The sequence below is a fragment of the Paenibacillus sp. BT-177 genome (assembly GCF_025846815.2).
In the GTDB taxonomy this organism is placed as follows: domain Bacteria; phylum Bacillota; class Bacilli; order Paenibacillales; family Paenibacillaceae; genus Paenibacillus; species Paenibacillus polymyxa_C.
The window spans coordinates 152,307-170,925 of the sequence record NZ_JAOYTP010000008.1 but is presented as its reverse complement, the minus strand read 5'-3'; the positions used below and the strand labels follow the sequence as shown (position 1 = coordinate 170,925).

At 46.9% G+C, this 18,619-nt stretch carries 4 protein-coding genes and 1 pseudogene; 4 read left to right on the top strand and 1 reads right to left on the bottom strand.

Annotation, left to right across the window (positions count from 1 at the left end):
- Nucleotides 1-156: 156 nt before the first annotated feature.
- A complete protein-coding gene (locus tag OIU26_RS20780) occupies nucleotides 157-1,170 on the bottom strand; it encodes a LacI family DNA-binding transcriptional regulator (protein ID WP_436449181.1) in 1,014 nt (337 codons plus the stop codon).
- A 317-nt stretch (nucleotides 1,171-1,487) separates the two neighbouring features.
- Here OIU26_RS20780 and OIU26_RS20775 point away from each other — a divergent pair, with 317 nt between their 5' ends.
- From OIU26_RS20775 to OIU26_RS20760, 4 genes and pseudogenes are all read left to right on the top strand, one after another.
- A complete protein-coding gene (locus tag OIU26_RS20775) occupies nucleotides 1,488-2,876 on the top strand; it encodes an MFS transporter (RefSeq protein ID WP_013371222.1) in 1,389 nt (462 codons plus the stop codon).
- A gap of 1,031 nt (nucleotides 2,877-3,907) precedes the next feature.
- Nucleotides 3,908-4,123, top strand: a pseudogene (locus tag OIU26_RS20770) (GNAT family acetyltransferase); the annotation flags it as partial.
- A gap of 634 nt (nucleotides 4,124-4,757) precedes the next feature.
- The gene (gene fabD / locus OIU26_RS20765; RefSeq protein WP_264217878.1) at nucleotides 4,758-5,969 is read left to right on the top strand and encodes an ACP S-malonyltransferase; all 1,212 of its coding nucleotides are present in this window, start codon (nucleotides 4,758-4,760) and stop codon (nucleotides 5,967-5,969) included.
- The gene (locus tag OIU26_RS20760) at nucleotides 5,956-18,603 is read left to right on the top strand and encodes a non-ribosomal peptide synthetase (protein ID WP_264217877.1); all 12,648 of its coding nucleotides are present in this window, start codon (nucleotides 5,956-5,958) and stop codon (nucleotides 18,601-18,603) included. The genes fabD and OIU26_RS20760 overlap by 14 nt, the downstream gene beginning before the upstream one ends.
- The last annotated feature ends 16 nt before the right edge of the window (nucleotides 18,604-18,619 follow it).

Here is an 18,619-nt window from a genome sequence, read left to right as displayed (position 1 = left end):
GATAGCCAACTAAACCGAGCCTGGTTTCTGCGTATCCTCAATCATGCCCTTTTGGAAAAACACAAGAGAACGTTTCCATTACTCGACGTCGGATTCGCTGAAAAGACCATCCCAGCCGGTTAAGCACTTCCAGTAACCGCGTAGGAGCATCAAAGGTTAGGATATTCCATGTTTTGTAATGCTGTCCCGAATTTCTAACTGATGCGATATGGACCAGTGGACAGCTGCTAATTCTTCTCCTCTAATAAGCTTAATGAGATTGCGGGCGGCAACCATGCCCAGTTCGGATGCTGAATATCGGACAGTTGATAATTTAGGCCGGATTATTGTAGCCATATCAATGTCGTCAAATCCCAAGAAGGAGACCTGTTCAGGTATTTTCACACCATTTTCGGCCAGAAAGTTCATAGCACCTATGGCAATTCGGTCCGTTGCGCAGAACACCGCACTAGGCAATGGGCCCGAATGATAAAGTTTTCTCATAGAGTTTATGCCGTCTTCAACTGAAAAGCCGCTTTCCAACACACGTTCGGCACGTACTGGCAGGTGAGCGGTCTTCAATGCCTGTTCATAGCCCAAAAAACGCTGATTGCCCACTGAAATATCCCCCGCTGGTCCCTGCAGCATCGCTATATCTTGATGCCCCTGCTGAATTAGATAAGTTACCGCTTCAAAAGCAGCCGTTATGTTGTCAACATGCACGGAAGGAATGGATTGGTCTCGAAAATCCCGTCCGACAAGGATGCAGGGAATTCCCGCCGCTTCAATGAGCGCGAATAGCGCATCCCGGATTTCGCTTACCGATATAATAATTCCGCTCGCCTGCATTTCACGGAACATGTTGTAATAGTGTATTTCAGAATCCTCGTCCCCGCCTGACAAGGCGATTATGACATCGAAGCCGTATAGATGCGCTACTTGATTGATACCTTCAACCATGTCATCAAAGACGTTGTTTTTAATCGCGGGCAGAAGTACTCCAATCAGAGATGTATCATTCTTTACCAGTGTCCGTGCTATGGCATTTGGACGGAATTGAGTGGCTTCAAGGACATCCTGAACTCGTTTGCGTATTTCACTGTTCACCGTCTGGCTGTTATTGATTACTCTGGAAACCGTTGAAATGGAGACGTTGGCCATTCGAGCCACATCTTTTATAGTCATTTTCATTGTACACACCGACTTTCAAGCAAGTATTTATTTAGAAAAAGTTTCTCAAAGTGGATTGAATTAATTATATCAGTTTATTGAATTGTTTATTGAGTTTAACAAAGATTCCAGAGCAAAGAAAGCGCTTGACCTTGGTTTATAAGGAGAGTATAATCAACCCCGGAAAACGTTTTCTAGTATTTTCTGGACAAAAACAATTGTTTTTACCAATAATCAGCTGGATTCAAGGTATTTCAGCTTGTTTTTTTGATGATTAAGAAAACGTTTTCTTAATGGCATTGAATTGTAGAGAATAACAAGGGAAAAGGAGCATGAGCATGAGAAGTTCGAGCGATATTGTTGTAATGGGAAATGAGACTTCAGTGCAAACCGGTTCAAATATTACGCTGAAAGAAAAAATTGGTTATGGATTCGGTGATTTTGCCAGCCAGTTGCTGTTTGCCGCCGCAATGACTTTTCTGTCCTATTTTTACACAGATGTAATCGGGATCAGCGCTGGGGTCATTGGTACTTTAATGCTAGTTGCACGCGTACTCGATGCGTTTATTGATGTCGCGATTGGGGCTTTGATTGATAAAACGAAGAGCAGACACGGGAAGGCCCGTCCTTGGTTACTGTGGATGTCCGGGCCATTTGCATTGTCTGGAATTCTTTTGTTCACGGTTCCAAGTGGAAATATGACGATCACTATTCTATACATTTACGTTACCTATCTGCTAATGAACTTTATCTATTCCAGCATTAACGTCCCTTATGGTGTGCTTAATTCCATGATAACGCAGGATTCTTACCAGCGTTCTCTGCTTAATATTTTTCGTATGAGTCTAGCGAATATTGGTGCCTTGCTAATTAATTATTTCACCCTCCCGTTAGTGAAGTCATTCGGCGGCGGTCAAAAAGGGTGGATTTACACCTTTATTATATTTGGCTTGCTCGGAACCTTTTTATTTCTCGTTACCTTCTTCAGTACCAAAGAAAGGGTTACTCCATCTGTTGTACAAAAGCCAATTCCGTTTGGACGCGCTTTTGGAGCGCTGATGCGTAATAAGTATTGGAAATTGATCCTTGGGTTTGCTGTGGTCTATTTTATAAATAACGCACTGGGCACAGGTATGAATATTTACTACGCACGTTATGTGTTAAAAGACGCCAATCTGATTGGAGTCCTCGGCATATCCTTACTGCTTCCTTCCCTGTTTGGTTATATGCTATTGCCCCCCGTCGTCAAGCGGATCGGTAAACGAAATTCCTCCATTATCGGAAGTATCCTCCTGATTGTCGGATCGCTTGTCATTGCCGTCAGCCCCACAAGTCTGATGGCGGTCTGTCTGGGACTCGTTATTAAAGCGCTTGGGCATGCCGCTATTCTCGGAACCTTCTTTGCTATGTTGGCAGATACCATTGAATATGGCGAATGGAAGACAGGGATGCGCACCGAAGGACTGGTGTACAGTGCGGGCAGTTTCGGCACAAAAGCGGGAGGCGGTTTGGGAGCGGCACTTATCGGTTGGGGACTGGCATTGGGAGGATATGCTGGTGGACAAGCTACAATCAGTACTACTGCGCTAGCGTCTATTCATTTCATGTTTATCTACGTTCCAATTATCTTGGCTATCCTGCAAATTTTATTGCTGGCATTTTACAATCTAGATAAATTATTTCCCGGTATTGTCAAAGAGCTTGAATTCTTAAAAAACGCTGAATAGCTACTTGGTAAATGAGGTGGCCCATGAATGAACTCATCCTATTGTTGAAGTGACTAGCAGTAAGGCAGTTCAAGAGGGGCTGCTTTTTTCATTGAGGGGTATTCGGATTTTATTCATTTATAAAAGGACAGGGCAGCGTGGTATTATCCCCTTCTAGTAGACAAGAGAGAAAAGACATCTGTTAAGATGGACTTAATCTTGTTGAACGGAGGGGATTTTTCATGGCTAAAAAGGGACAATCATTCCGGCAATACTCCTTAGATGTAAAGATGGAGGCAGTCCGGTTGGTGAACGAAGAACATATGAGTATTCGTGAAGTGACGAAACAATAATCGCTGCGGTTCGAACTGTGGGTATCCATAAATTTGAAAATGGCTAAAGGAATTCCAAGTCATTTCCTGCAGCTGACCTAATAGGCGATAATCTCATTGTTATATAGGTCTTTGATGGCAGATAGGTTTTAACTCCTCATCTCGTTCATCAAGCTTCTTCTCGACCCACACTTTGACCCGTCGATAATCGTAGATTCCTCTTATCTCTTTACAACATCCGCTATCTTCATTTTGATCTGTTCGTCCTCGAGCTGTGTGGAAGAAGTAAACTGATTCGTTTTCACCACTTATGTGTGTGAGTATGAATCCTCTATATAGTACAAGAATAACAATAATTTAAATCAAAATTCATAAGGGTGAATTAAAAATTCATAAAAATGAAACGGCAATATTCTCTTTATCACACACTTAGTCTCTACCACTCTTTGCAGAAATTGATAGTTTATTGTTATACGAAATAATTTTCACTCCAATAGAACTATTTTCATTTCTTCATAAATTACTACATCAACCTAGCTTTATTATTTTTAATCCTCAGTTAGCCCAAAGCATGATTGATGCTGAGTTTATGTTGTATAACATTTTTAGTGGCAGACACATTCATTTGGGTATAAAGAAAGAAGATAATTCGGACTTTTACGATCCTGTTACTTTTTTGGAGCGTAAAACCTCTTATCAAGGAATGACTGTTGTTAAAATTCCTACGAAGCGTACGAAACGATCCGGCAGTTGGGAATCCAGTGGCCTGCCGCTCAGGCAGATGTTGCTCTCATTCGTCAGAACATTAAACACAATGATTGCTATGTGCTGGAAATTGACGGGGTCATTCAGGCTACTGTCAGCCATTTGAGATATAAGACCCTTGATTTTATAACCGACTTGCCGTTTGTGATGTGGTTCGCTGTAGACCCGGCTAACTGAAGTAGTTCCGATTACAGGGAACGGACGAAGCTAATTCATTTAACGAAAGGGGCTTAATGATCCGTGCCATGATCTGTTATTACAAACCATGCCTGATTTTTTAGACAAAAAAGGACATGGTTTGTGTGTATAATATACTTAACATTATATTGCCATACTTTAATTTACTTTTAGGCTTAATGTAACAAAAACATTCATATCTCATCATTTTCTCTTATTAAAGGAATTGGATGGATATTGACATTTTTCGAGTCCATATTTAATATATAAATAAAATATTCCATATTTAACGCTTACTTATAGAAAAACACCCTGTATGACTCCAGTAATTTCACACCATTCATCTATGATGCTGAATTTTAGCTTTCAAGCCTGAAATTTCAGTATACTCCAAGGTTTTTACACTTCCAAGTCTACTCACACACCTGACTTTTGATCACAATCACACCACGAACGGAACCCTATTACCAATTCACTTCCATATGCCGATTACCATTTTTTGGCAATCGACTTCGTTGCTTTTTACTGCAGTTTTCTCTACATCTTAATGTCACCATACATATGTATACATACATGAAATGTAAAGATACCTTTGTTCTTCCATAATTTTTGTGGAAAGGGGTTTGATATGAATCGTATGGCTTTGGTTTTTCCTGGACAAGGATCTCAGTATGTAGGAATGGGGGCTACATGGCATAGCGGCTTTGCAGAAGCGGATCGCTTATTCGAAGAGGCTGCTGATATTTTGGGATATGATCTGAAAGCTTTATGCATAGCAGGTCCGATGACCAAGCTATCCAGAACATTCTATACGCAGCCCGCACTTCTCACGATCAGTGTCATTGCATTCCGGCGTTATATGCATGAAATCGGAATTATCCCTGAATTTTCAGCTGGTCATAGCCTAGGTGAATATTCAGCGCTGGTAAGCAGCGGTGTTCTGTCCTTTGGAGACGCTTTACGATTAGTCCAAGAGCGGGGACGCTTTATGGAAGAAGCCGCAATGACAAAGCTGGGCAGCATGATTGCCATTCGCGGAGCTGAGCTGGGCGAAGTGGAAGAATGCTGTCGTTTGTACTCCACAGTCGATCAGCCTGCAGCCATTGCATGTTACAATTCACGTAGCCAATACGTCGTTTCAGGTCATCATACCTCTGTCGCTTTGGCAGCTGGCGAGTTAGAACAGCGAGGAGCCCAAATTACGCGGTTGCAGGTCAGCGGCCCTTTTCATAGTCCGCTTATGCAGCCTGCTGCGGACAGACTGGCCGCAGAGCTGCAAAAGTACACTTTAAATGAAGCGAAGTGGCCCGTGATCTCCAATGTGACCGCTCAGCCATACCGCGATCTTGACAGCATACGCCAAGGATTGATTTTGCAAATGACTCACCCGGTTCGATGGATTCAAACCGTGCAATATATGATGAATCATGGCGTAAAACAAGGCATCGAGTTAGGTCCACGAACAGTGCTGAAAAATTTAGTGAGGGAAATAAGCCCTAATATCGAAGTGCTGTCCTTGGACAGAGACTTGGATCGCTTTGAACTGGGCCGCCGTTTCTCGATCCGTGATTGGATTGCCTGTTCCCTGTCACTAGCAGTGTCTACTCCCAACGCCAATTGGAATGAAGATGAGTATCGAAAGGGTGTTATTTTACCTGTGCGCAGACTGGAAAAATTACTGCGAAACTTGGAATCAGGCAGCAGTTCGCCTCCTGCTTCTGAGCAAAGACAGGAAATACTGGAGTGTATTTGCCTTGTGTTGCAAACGAAACAGGTCTCCGAAGGAGAGCGGAAAGCAATGCTAGAGCAATTGAGGAGGGATCAGGATGGAGCAGTTTAAAACCTTAATTGAAATCATTCAGGACCGTGCAAGCCGGGATGAGAACGGAATCATTTTTATTTCCGGTGATAAACAAGAGGAATACGTATCCTACAGGAAACTTCTGGAGCAAGCATTACAGGTGCTTTATGAATTACAGGAACAAGGAGTAAAACCCGGCGATGAGCTGATCATACAGATCGACGACAACCATAACTTTTTGAATGTATTTTGGGGTTGCCTGATTGGTGGAATCGTTCCTGTACCTGTAAGCATAGGGAATAATGATGAGCATAAAATGAAATTGTTTAAAATCTGGAACACACTCTCCCGCCCATATATGGTTGCAGATGACAAGGTATTAGAGCAGCTTGAAAAATACGCGCAAGAGCACGAGCTGCTGGATTCCTTTGAGCCGGTTAAAAAAGCGACTTTTTCAAGCCATAGATTCGATTATTCCACTCAGAATAAAGGTGTAGTTCATGTATCGAAACCGGAGGAGCTAGCTTTTATCCAATTCTCCTCGGGTTCTACAGGCGATCCCAAAGGAGTCATGCTGACGCATGAAAATCTAGTTTACAATATCCGGGATATTGCAAATCAAACAGACATGAGCTCCAAGGATGCTTATTTGGGCTGGATGCCGCTTACGCATGACCTGGGATTGATCGCATTTCATTTAACCTGTGTGATTGCTAATGCCAAACAGCTGATTATGCCGACGGCACTTTTTATCAGGCGTCCGTCTTTGTGGCTGAAAAAAGTATCGGAGCATAAGGTTACTCAAATATGCTCTCCCAATTTTGGATATAAATTTTTTCTCGATCAGTATAAACCTGAAACAGCAGCTAACTGGGATTTGACGAGTGTTCGTATGATTTTAAATGGAGCTGAGCCAATATCTGTAGAGCTTTGTCATGTGTTTATGGATGCAATGAGTGTTCATGGTTTGAATAAAAATGCCATGTTACCCGTCTACGGGCTGGCAGAAGCGAGTGTAGGTGTTTCCTCTCCGCCTCTGGACAAAAACACTTTTATTCCCATTCATTTGAACCGACACCAGTTACACGTTGGTGAGCCTGTAGAAGAAGTGGACAGGTCTGACAAGCGGTGTCTTACTTTTTTGGATTTGGGTTATCCATTGGCTAATACCTCTGTCCGTATTTGTGATGAACAAAACCAGGTGCTTGATGATGGGGTGATTGGATACACGCAAATCCGCGGCAAAAATGTTACATCCGGATATTATAACAATCCAGAAGCTACCGCAAAGGTTATAACGGAGGATGGCTGGCTTATTACTGGAGATTTAGGGTTTATGCGAAACGGACGCCTGACTATTACCGGTAGAGCCAAGGATATCATTTTTGTGAACGGACAGAATGTCTACCCACATGATATTGAGAGAATCGCCGAGGAACTGGATGGTGTGGAACTTGGAAAAGTAGCTGTGTGCGGTGTACATGATAAGCAAACGAGGCAGGATCGTATTATAGCCTTTGTAATGCACGCAAAAAAAATAGAGCATTTTGTACCGCTTGCCCAAAAGCTGAAAAGCCATCTGAATTACCGGGGAGGCTGGCATATTCACAAGGTGGTTCCGATCCGGCGTATACCTAAAACAACCAGTGGAAAGGTTCAGCGCTTCAAATTAGCCCAGAGTTATGAGCAGGGCGAATTTGATGAAATATTGACAGCACTGGCCGAGGCTGTTCGGGTCACACAATCAGCTGAGCGTGCGGTCTTGCCTCAAGGAGAAGTAGAGAAGAAGCTGATTGGAATATGCCAGGATATTTTAAATATAAAGTCGATCGGGACAGACGACAGCTACTTTGATATCGGAGTAACTTCCTTGCAGCTTGTTCAAATTGTGGACCAATTGGAGGATCAATTAGGGATTCATATTGAGGTGACGGACTTCTTTTCCTATCCGACCATCGCCAAGCTGGCTGCGTATATCTCCAGTCAAAATCTAAGCGGAGATGCAACTGCAACAGCAGAGTCCAAAGCCAAGGAAGAAGCAAATGTCCGAGATATCGCCATCATCGGCATGTCAGGCAGGTTTCCTCAAGCGGAAACATTGGAGCAGTTTTGGGCGAATGTAGCATCAGGCGCTGATAATATCAGCCCGTACAGCGACGAAAGAAGAAAAGATGCCGAAGCTTTTCTTTCGCGTCTGAATACGGAAGGACGGAATATGCAAATTGCAGAAGGCGGTTATCTGGATGAAGTAGACAAGTTCGATTACTCCTTCTTTAAACTGACTCCAAGAGAGGCTTCGCTCATGGACCCGAACCAACGGTTATTTCTAGAAACAGCCTGGAGCACGATTGAGGATGCAGGGTATGGAGGAAAACAACTGGCGGGCCAAAAGGTCGGTGTATATGTCGGCTTCTCCAAGACCAGCTTTGAATATGAGCGTTTGTTGTCCGAGGTAGAACCAGGCGCGCTGCCGAACTTTGCCATTGGTAATTTACCGTCCATTATTTCCAGCCGGATTGCATACTTGCTCGATCTGAAAGGTCCGGCAGTAACAATTGATACAGCATGCTCTTCTTCACTCGTGGCAGTGCATTTGGCCTGCAAGTCCATCCTTAATGGAGACTGCGACATGGCCTTGGCAGGTGGAGTGAAAACGATTTTGCTGCCGCTGAAAGCCGGTATTGGCATGGAATCCTCCGATGATCGGGCACGCGCCTTCGACGACCAGTCGGACGGAACAGGCTGGGGTGAAGGAGTTGGTGCTGTTTTCCTGAAATCGCTGCGCAAAGCGGAACAAGACGGCGACCACATTTTAGCCGTGATCAAGGGTAGCGCCATCAATCAGGACGGCAGCACGATTGGTATTTCCGCGCCTAATGCGCTGGCTCAGGCAGAAGTCATTTTGCAGGCGTGGCGCGATGCACGGACTGATCCTGAAACGATCAGCTATATCGAAGCGCATGGAACCGGAACCAAATTGGGCGATCCGGTTGAGATTGACGGCATTACCAAGGCTTTCCGCAAGCATACACAGCGTAAGCAGTTTGCGGCGATCAGCACGGTCAAAACGAATATCGGTCATTTATACGAAGCCGCCGGGATTGCGGGCTTGATCAAATCCGTGCTGTCCATGAGGCACCAGCAAATTGCGCCGCTTGTTCATTTTCGCACACCAAACCAGAAGATTCATTTTGAGGAATCCCCGGTATATGCCAATACGAAGCTGAGGGAATGGAAGACGGACGGATTCCCGAGAAGAAGCGGGGTGAGTTCCTTTGGATTCAGTGGGACGAACTGCCATGTGGTGCTGGAGGAGTATATAGAGAAGACAAAACCAGATCCAAGTCCAACGGGCAGCAACAATAAATCATCACCGCTGCTGTTGACCCTGTCGGCGCGGAGTGAATCCGCTTTGCGCCAGTTGGTCGGACGATACGCAGAACGGTTCGGGCGCGTGGAAGAGATCGTGATGGAGGATGTATGCTATACGGCTAACACAGGCAGAAGCCATCTGAATCACCGGATTGCTGTGACTGCTGCAGGAGCGGATGCGTTAAAAGCGAAGGTGCTTCAGTTGCATGAACAAGGCAGAGTCGTCGAAGGTGTATACACTGGAATAGCGGATAGCATAGGCAGCGCAGAGATGGTCACTGGAAGCTTGGACACGCTCCAATCCCTGGAGCAGCTGTCTGCCAAGTATGTGCAAGGAGCGCAGATCAATTGGAATGCCCTCTATGCAGGTAAGCGTTATAAAAAGGTTTCTCTGCCTACGTATCCATTCGAACGGAAAAGATGCTGGATTAACGTGCCTGAACAGGTTCGAGCGGAACAGAAAACGTCAGTTCATGAAAACTCAACAGTAAAGGAGTCTGGAATGATGGGGAACGAGTATTCAGCGCCAGCATCTGCTGCCGATGATCAGCATAAATCATCTATACTTCAAAAGCTAGCGAAAATGATCGGTAACGTGTCCCAGCTCAGCCTGGAGGAACTGGAGCCGCAGACACATTTTCTCGAGCTTGGATTGGATTCCATTAATTTGTCCCAGGTTCGCCACAGTATCAAGGATACCTTCGGACTGGACATTCCAATGAACGAATTTTTCGAATCGTTGACCACGCTGGAACGGTTGGCCAGCTACGTAGCCGAACGGGCGAGCATTTCTACTTCTGTTGAACTCCCGGGTCAGTCTATGGAAAATCGTCCAGAAGCAACGCTGAAACAGTTTCATCATGCAGCTTTTCCGTTAACCCAACCGACTCTTGAGTCCGCCGTTCCGGTTGGACCCACACGGGCTCCAAACTTTCCAATCGCTACAGCTTCTACGGCTGTAGAGCGAATTGTGCAGCAACAGCTGCATCTGATGTCACAGCAGCTTGACATTCTCCAGCATCAGCCGGCTACATCCGTAATAGCTTCCGAGTCATTAAGCCCTCAAACAAGCGCCTCTCCATCGGGAATTAGTGAAAGCACGCAGATCATCCATACTGAACCGAAGCAGAAAGTTGCGGCTGGCTTAGCACCAGCTCCATCCGTAAAGGCTGCTTCCAAGCAGGCAGGACATGAAGCCAAGCCGTATACGCCCTATAAAAAGTTGGATGTTAAAGCAAGTGAATTGCTTTCGCTCCGTCAGGAACAACACCTGCAAGAGCTGATAGAGCGCTACACGGCCCGTACGTGCAGCACCAAAAAATACACTCAGCAGTACCGTTCCGTATACGCAAATAACCGGAATGTGGCTGGCTTTCGGCCTGTTTTGAAGGAAATGGTGTACCAAATTGTATCCCACCGTACAGACGGGGCTAAAATCTGGGATTTGGATGGCAATGAATATGTCGATTTGACGATGGGCTTTGGCGTAAATCTGTTCGGGCACAATCCGGCCTTTATTCGTGAAAAAATTGAGGAAGTGCTGAAGCACGGCATGTGTATCGGCCCCATGTCCAACATAGCCGGACAGGTGGCCGAACGAATATGCAAGATGACCGGGGTGGAACGAGTTGCCATGTATAATTCCGGCACCGAGGCCGTTATGGTCGCGCTCCGTTTGGCGCGTGCTGCCACAGGACGAGCTAAAGTCGTCATTTTTGCTGGCTCGTATCACGGTACATTCGACGGGGTGCTGGCGCTGGGGAGTGCAGGTGACAACAAGGAACATTCGACACCTCTAGCTCCAGGCATCTTGCAGCATATGGTAGACGATGTCGTCGTGCTTCCTTATGGGACGGACGATTCCCTGAATTATATTCGCACTCATGCGCATGAACTGGCCGCGGTCATGGTGGAGCCGGTGCAAAGCCGCCGACCTGATTTTCAGCCCAAAACCTTTTTGCATGAAATTCGCCAGATTACGAAGCAGTCGGGTACTGCCTTCATTTTTGATGAAGTCATCACAGGCTTCCGAATTCAGCCTGGAGGGGCTCAAGCGTGGTTTGGAGTACATGCGGATCTCGTGACCTACGGTAAAATCATTGGCGGTGGGCTACCCATTGGGATCGTAGCCGGGAAAACCGCCTTTATGAACGGGATTGACGGGGGTACGTGGAGATTCGGGGACGATTCCTATCCACAGCATGAGCAGCAGCGAACCTTTGTCGCAGGAACTTTCTGCCATCATCCGCTGGCCATGGCTGCATCTTTAGCGGTGCTGAACCATTTGGAGAAAAATGGCGAGCAGCTGCAAAATCGCTTGAACAGCCGTACCTCGGCGTTAGCGGCGGAGCTAAACAGCTATTTCACTGACGAACACGTACCTATGAAGATCGTTCACTTTGGCTCCCTTTTCCGCTTTGTGCTCAAGGGCGATCTGGAGTTGTTCTTTTATCACATGCTGGACAAAGGAATCTATATTTGGGAAGGACGTAACTGCTTTTTGTCCACGGCCCATACCGAGGAAGATATAGCGAGAATCGTACAAGCCGTCAAGGATAGCGTGGACGAGCTGCGCAAAGGTGGCTTTTTACCGGACCCGCCCCCGAATGGGAACAGCCCGGGGCCGGGCAGGCAGCCTGTAACGGTACCTGCAGATGCTGAAGCAGCTGATGCTGTTATTGCGTTAACGCCAGATCAAAAACAGCTTTGGTTCGCCTCTGTTTCAGAACGCGGCGATTCTCAATCCTTACACGAAACCGCCTTGCTGCGGTTTCGTGGTCCGCTTCAGCAGCAAGCGTTCAACGAGGCTGTCCAGACGGTCGTAAACCGTCATGAAGCCTTACATATCTATATGAGCGGAGATGGAGAAACTCAGGTGATCGCTCCTGAGATGAAAGTGGAAGTCCCGCTCTATGATTTTACCAGTCACCGTCCCGATGAACAGGAGCAGCATCTCCGGGCATGGATGATCAAGAACAGCGAAACACCGTTTAACATGATGCCAGGCGAGCCGCTATTCCGGATTCACTTACTAAAAATATCAGATGAGGAGCATCTGAGTGTCTTTACGTTCCATCACTTTATCGCGGATGGTTGGTCAATCGGTGTATTTATTGAGGAACTGGAACACATCTATTCTGCGCTTGTCCGGCATGCTGACTACAACCTTCCTGAACCCATACCTTTTCGGAATTATGTGGTTTGGCAGCAGGACCAGTTGAAAGCAGGAAAGGAAGAGGCCCTGGCTTTTTGGTCGGCGATGCTGGAAAAACAGCAGCATGTCCTCCAGCTGCCATCTCCAGTGAGGGGAATGCAGATTCTGTCCTCTAGAGGAAGCAGACATACCCTAATTCTTGAGGCGCCGCTTGTTAAACAATTGAGGTCCGCTAGCATAAAGCTTGGCAGCAGTCTTTTTATAACGCTGTTATCCGCCTTTCAGATTTTTCTGCATCGCCTGACAGGGCAGCGGGAAATAACGGTGGGGGTTCCCACCGCGGGACAATCCCATATGGACGCATTCTCTTTGATCGGCAACTGTGTCAACCTGCTTCCGGTCATCAGCGAAGTGCGTCCTGATTCTACTTTTATGGAGCATGCTCACACGGTCAAAAAGCGCATGAATGAACTGGAAAGCTATCAAAAGTACAGCTTTGCCGGACTCGCTCAGCTGGGGCTAAAACATTTGCCTATCATAAAGGCTGTATTCAATATGGATCGACCGATTCCGCGTTTTCAATTCCATAAACTGGAGACGGAGCTCGTTGAACATGAGGTATCATTCAGTAAATATGAGTTGTTTTTGAACGTGACAGAGGCGCAGAAGCAATTACGTCTTGATTTTGACTATAATGCAGATCTTTTTCAGCCAAACATAATCTTGGCCTGGTCGGGGTATTTCCTGAATCTGCTGCATTCCCTTGTAGAGGAAGAAGGGGCTCGCGTTTCCGCGCTGACGTTACTCCGTGCGTCGGAGACCGAAAAACTTCGAGCAGCATGGGCAGCGAATACCGATGCCAATGGAAACTATCTTTGCGCCCTCGGCACCTCTAAGCATCTGGCACCTGTCGGAACAGCAGGGGAGGCGTATCAAGCCTCAGCAGCAGGTCTGCTGGGAACGACCCAGGAATGGGTTTATGTGGAGAACGATGGCAAGCTGCGGCATATCGGAAATTTGAATCGGGTCATCCATATTCGCGGGCATCAGGTTAATCTGGAGCAGTTGGAGAAGCACCTGCTGCAGGTTTTCCAATTGGAGTCCTGCGTCATTACACCGCAAACGGACGAAACTGGAAACGTCTCGTATATAAGTGCCTATGTGGTCGCAAACGCATCGAAGCCTTGGGAAGCAGACACATTAAAAAAGGCTGTAATTGAAATGCTTCCAGATTATACGCAGCCCCATTTTTGGATTCTGATGGATCATATTCCTCTTCTGCCGAATGGCCAGCCTGATCTACAGGCTTTGCCAGCACTGGGACAAGCAGGCGTATTCGCTAAAACAGGCATCGCTTCAGAGAACCGAGGTATGGAAGATCAACTTGTGGACATTTGGAAGGACGTTCTGAATGTAACGGATATCAGCCATGACGATAACTTTTTTCAACTGGGCGGTGATTCGCTAAAAGCGACGGTTATTCTGTCGAGAGTCGGTAAGGAATTGGGGGTACACATTCCGCTTAGCCGCATTTTTGAGCTGCAAACGATTGCTGATCTGACTGCATATATTGCGGGTGGGAGCAAGAGGGCCTACGAACCGATTGTAGCTGTGAACACACAAGCCTTTTATCCGGTATCTTTTGCCCAAAAGAGAATGTACGTGCTTGAACAGCTAGGAGCCGGAATGGCCTATCATGTCCCTGGCCAGCTTTTCATAGAGGGAGCACTGGAGGTTCCCCGCTTCATTGAAGCCGTTAAGGAAGTTATTTCTCGTCATGAATCTTTTCGGACATACTTCGATCTGGAAGACGGGGAAGTGGTGCAAAAAGTTCGGGACACCATTCCATTCGATATCCCGCATACCCGTATTTCCAAGGAAGAAGCAAAACAGGCCAGGACCTTGTTTGTTCAGCCTTTTCAGCTGGGAACAGCTCCTTTATTCCGCGCCGAACTGCTCGAATTTATCGAAGGTGGCTTCAATCTGCTCGTGGATATACATCATATCGTGTCTGATGGTTTTTCCATGGCTGTACTGCTTAATGAAATCATTCAACGGTACCAGGGTAGACAACTTGCGAACATTCAGCTTCATTATAAAGACTTTGTTGCTTGGCAGAAGCAGCAAATAACTGATGAGGCATGGCAAGCGCATGAATCATATTGGCTTCAGAACTTGAATGGGGAGCTTCCTATTCTAAATATGCCAACGGACTTTACGCGTCCGCAAGTACAAAGCTTTGAAGGTGACAGCTTGACCGTCACATTGGAATCCAAACTAGCGAGCAGACTCTATAAATTGGCCCAGGATACAAAGTCCACGATCTTTATGGTGCTTTTGGCGGCTTATAATGTCCTGCTGGGCAAATATGCGGGTCAAGAGGACATCATCATAGGTACACCTGTTGCCGGAAGACGGCATGTAGACACGCAAGCGATGATTGGCATGTTCGTCAATACGCTGGTGCTTCGTAACCAGCCGCAATCTTCTTTAACGTTCCAATCCTTTTTGCAGGAGGTTAAGCAAAACTTGCTGCTGGCACTGGAGCATCAGGAATACCCGTTTGATAAGCTTGTAGACAAGCTGGAACTGGTACGCGATGTAAGTCGAAATCCGATATTCGATACGATGTTCAGTTTGCAAAATGTCGGCACAGATATTGTGGAAGCAGGAGGTATTCGTTTTAAACCGGAGGAATTCAACGCGGGCATATCCAAGGTGGATTTTTCATTGCATGTGACCGAAGAAAAAGAACGATTGTTCTTCACTTTAGAATATGGCACAAAGCTGTTTAAACCGGAGACCGTCCGGCGGCTGGCAGAGCATTTTGTACGAATTTTGGAAAAAGTAACGCAGGATGCAGGGATGCGGTTGGCCGATATTACGATTATTTCAGATGAGGAGAAGCAATTACAGCTAACCGTATTTAATCGTACCGTCGTACCTTTCCCGTTTAATGAGACAGTACACGGGCAGTTTGAAAAGCAGGTTGAACAGACGCCGAGTCATACAGCATTGGTGTTCGGAGACCAGCGTCTGACCTACCGGGAGTTGAATGAACGTGCTAACTCACTGGCACGGGTGCTTCAAGCGAATGGTGTAGGACCCGATAAGCTAGTCGGTTTGATGGCGCCGCGTTCAGCGGAAATGATAATCGGCTTGCTTGCCGTGCTAAAAGCAGGTGGTGCTTATGTGCCTATCGACCCTGAATATCCGTCAGCCCGTATCGAATATATGCTGAGTGACAGTGAGGCTGCCGTACTCCTGACCAGCCACGATCTGGCAGGAGAACACCATTATAACGCCAACATCCTGTTTATTGAAGATGAGGAATTATATCAAGGAGAAAAGACCAATCTGGAAGTTACGACTCAGCCGGAGCATTTAGCCTACGTTATCTACACCTCTGGCTCAACCGGAAATCCGAAAGGAGTGATGCTCCAGCATCGCTCGGTGCTGAATTTTATCACTGGGATGCGTGAAGTGATTGACTTTGCAGCGAATAAAACGATTTTATCGCTAACTACCATATCGTTTGACATTTTCGTTTTGGAAACGATTCTGCCCCTGTTGGGCGGCATGACCGTCGTGCTGGGCGATCGTCATCATCAGGTCGATCCTCAGACACTTGGCGAATTGATTACTACACTCCACGTTGACATGCTGCAAATGACACCATCCCGGCTGCAATTGCTGCTGGGCCATGAGGAAGCTTTTCGTGCGCTGCAAGGTGTGCAGGAAATTATGGTCGGGGGAGAAGCACTTCCGTCTAGGCTGCTGGAAGCATTGCAGAAATTGAACGGTCCCCGCATTTATAACATGTATGGACCTACGGAAACAACAGTTTGGTCGGCAGTGCAGGAACTTACCCATGCCAAACAGATCGACATTGGGCGCCCTATCGCGAATACGCAAATGTATGTCATAGATGCGCAGGATAGATTACAACCCATCGGCATATCGGGCGAGCTATGCATTGCAGGGGAAGGGCTGGCCCGCGGCTATTGGAACCGCGAGGAGTTGACGGCGGAAAAATTTGTGGTTAATCCATTCTCCACAGGCACACGAATGTACAGAACGGGTGACCTGGCTCGCTGGAAAGCAGATGGAAACCTGGAGTTTATCGGCCGAATCGATCATCAGGTAAAAGTGCGCGGATTCCGGATTGAGCTGGGCGAGGTTGAACATGCCTTGATGAGGCATTCTGCAATTCAGGAGGCTGTTGTCACTGTCAATGAAAGCCAAAATCATGAATCCGTACTATGTGCCTACATTGTACTGAATACAGAAGAAGCACCTAGCTTGACGGCCATTCATGAACATGCTGCCAAACTGCTTCCCTATTACTCGGTTCCGTCTCACTTCGTTTTTCTGGATCAGATACCGTTGACACCGAACGGCAAAACTGATCGAAAAGCATTGCCAGAGCCTGAAGAGCTATCCCGACCGGGTGTGGCCTATGCAGCGCCACGAAATGATGTGGAAGAGGCTTTGGCCGCCGTATGGCAAGATGTTTTGGGACGCGATCAGGTAGGCATTCAGGATAACTTCTTCCTGCTCGGAGGCGACTCTGTTAAAGCCGTTCAAGTCATCGCGCGTATGCGTCTTCACGGGTATTCGCTGGATATCCGGCACGTATTGGAGCATCCGTCCATTGAAATCCTGAGCGGCTATGCAGAAGCACTGGCCCTTCCGATTGAGCAAAGCCCAGTAGATGGGGAGGCGATACTGACACCGATACAACGACATTTAATCCATTGGTTCGAACGGTGTTCAGCATCCGAGGCACTTCCTGCTGCAGCGTCAGTACTACTGTTAGGAAAGTCGGGCTTTGAAGAGCCGCCCTTGCGTGCCGCATTGAAGAAAATTGTAGAGCACCACGATGCTCTGCGCCTTGGCTTATTACAAGAGGCTGACGGATCAGTTGTGCAAACTCACAAAGAGTTGAATGAGGAGCTAATCACTTTGGAGGTGCTGTCGCTAACGGGAACGGAAAGCGAAGCACGCAGCCAATTGGCAGCTGAATGTCAACGTCTTCAAAGCAGCCTGCGGCTGTTTGAAGGACCGCGAGTTCGAGCAGGGCTTTTCCGAATGGGTAGCGGTGATCATCTTTTCCTTGCTATAGACCCGCTAGTGGCTGACGCCATTTCATGGAATATTTTGCTGGAAGATCTGGCAACAGGCTACAGGCAAGCGCTGGACAAGGAAACGATTGTCTTACCGTACAAAACGAATGCTTACCAAACGTGGGCAGAGCATCTAGAGCATTATGCGAATAGCAAAGAGCTGCTCAAGGAGCAGGATTATTGGAACAAGATAGAGGTCTCTGAGTGGGGGACGCTTCCCAAAGACCATGGAGTCATTACTGATTCTGGATCGGAGAGACCGACACACCAGCTCCACCTGCAATTATCACCAGACGAAACCCGGCAACTGATGACACAAGTTAATCATGCCTACAACACCGTGCCAGATGAAGTGCTGCTGTCCGTACTAGGTCAGACAGTATCCGAATGGTCAGGACTAGAACGGATTGCACTCTACGTGGAAAAGCCGGTCCGAGAGCCGGGAGAACAGAGTTCGCTGGATTTCTCTAGAACGGTGGGGCAGTTTACGTCCGTGTATCCAGTTGTACTGGACATCAAATCTGCAGATGATATTTCGATGCTGCTCAAACGTGTGAAGGAGACCATTCGACAGGTTCCCAACCAGGGGCTGGGCTACGGTGTATTAAAATATCTGACCGAAGTCAGTAATCAAACGAATTCCAGCATTTCTCGTTATCCGGAAATCGGGTTCCGTTATATAGACTCCGTGGACCCGGAAACGGTATATTTTTCAACATCGCCGCTGGAAGCTAAGGTGGCATCAGGTTTCCAGGCTGCAAATAGCGCTTCACTTTATGCTCTCTATATAAGCAGCCGAATGGAAGATGGAAAATTAAACATCCGACTAACCTATGACCGAAATGCATACGAAGAGTGCACGATCAAGCAGCTTCTCTCTCGCTTTAAAACTCACCTGTTAAATGCCATCTGTCATTGCCTGGATCACTCCGGTCAGGAACTGACACCAACAGACGTAGGCGCGGATGATCTGGACCTGGAAGAGTTTGAAGAGATGAAGCACTTCTATGAAAGCCTATAATATTCGGCCGAGGGGG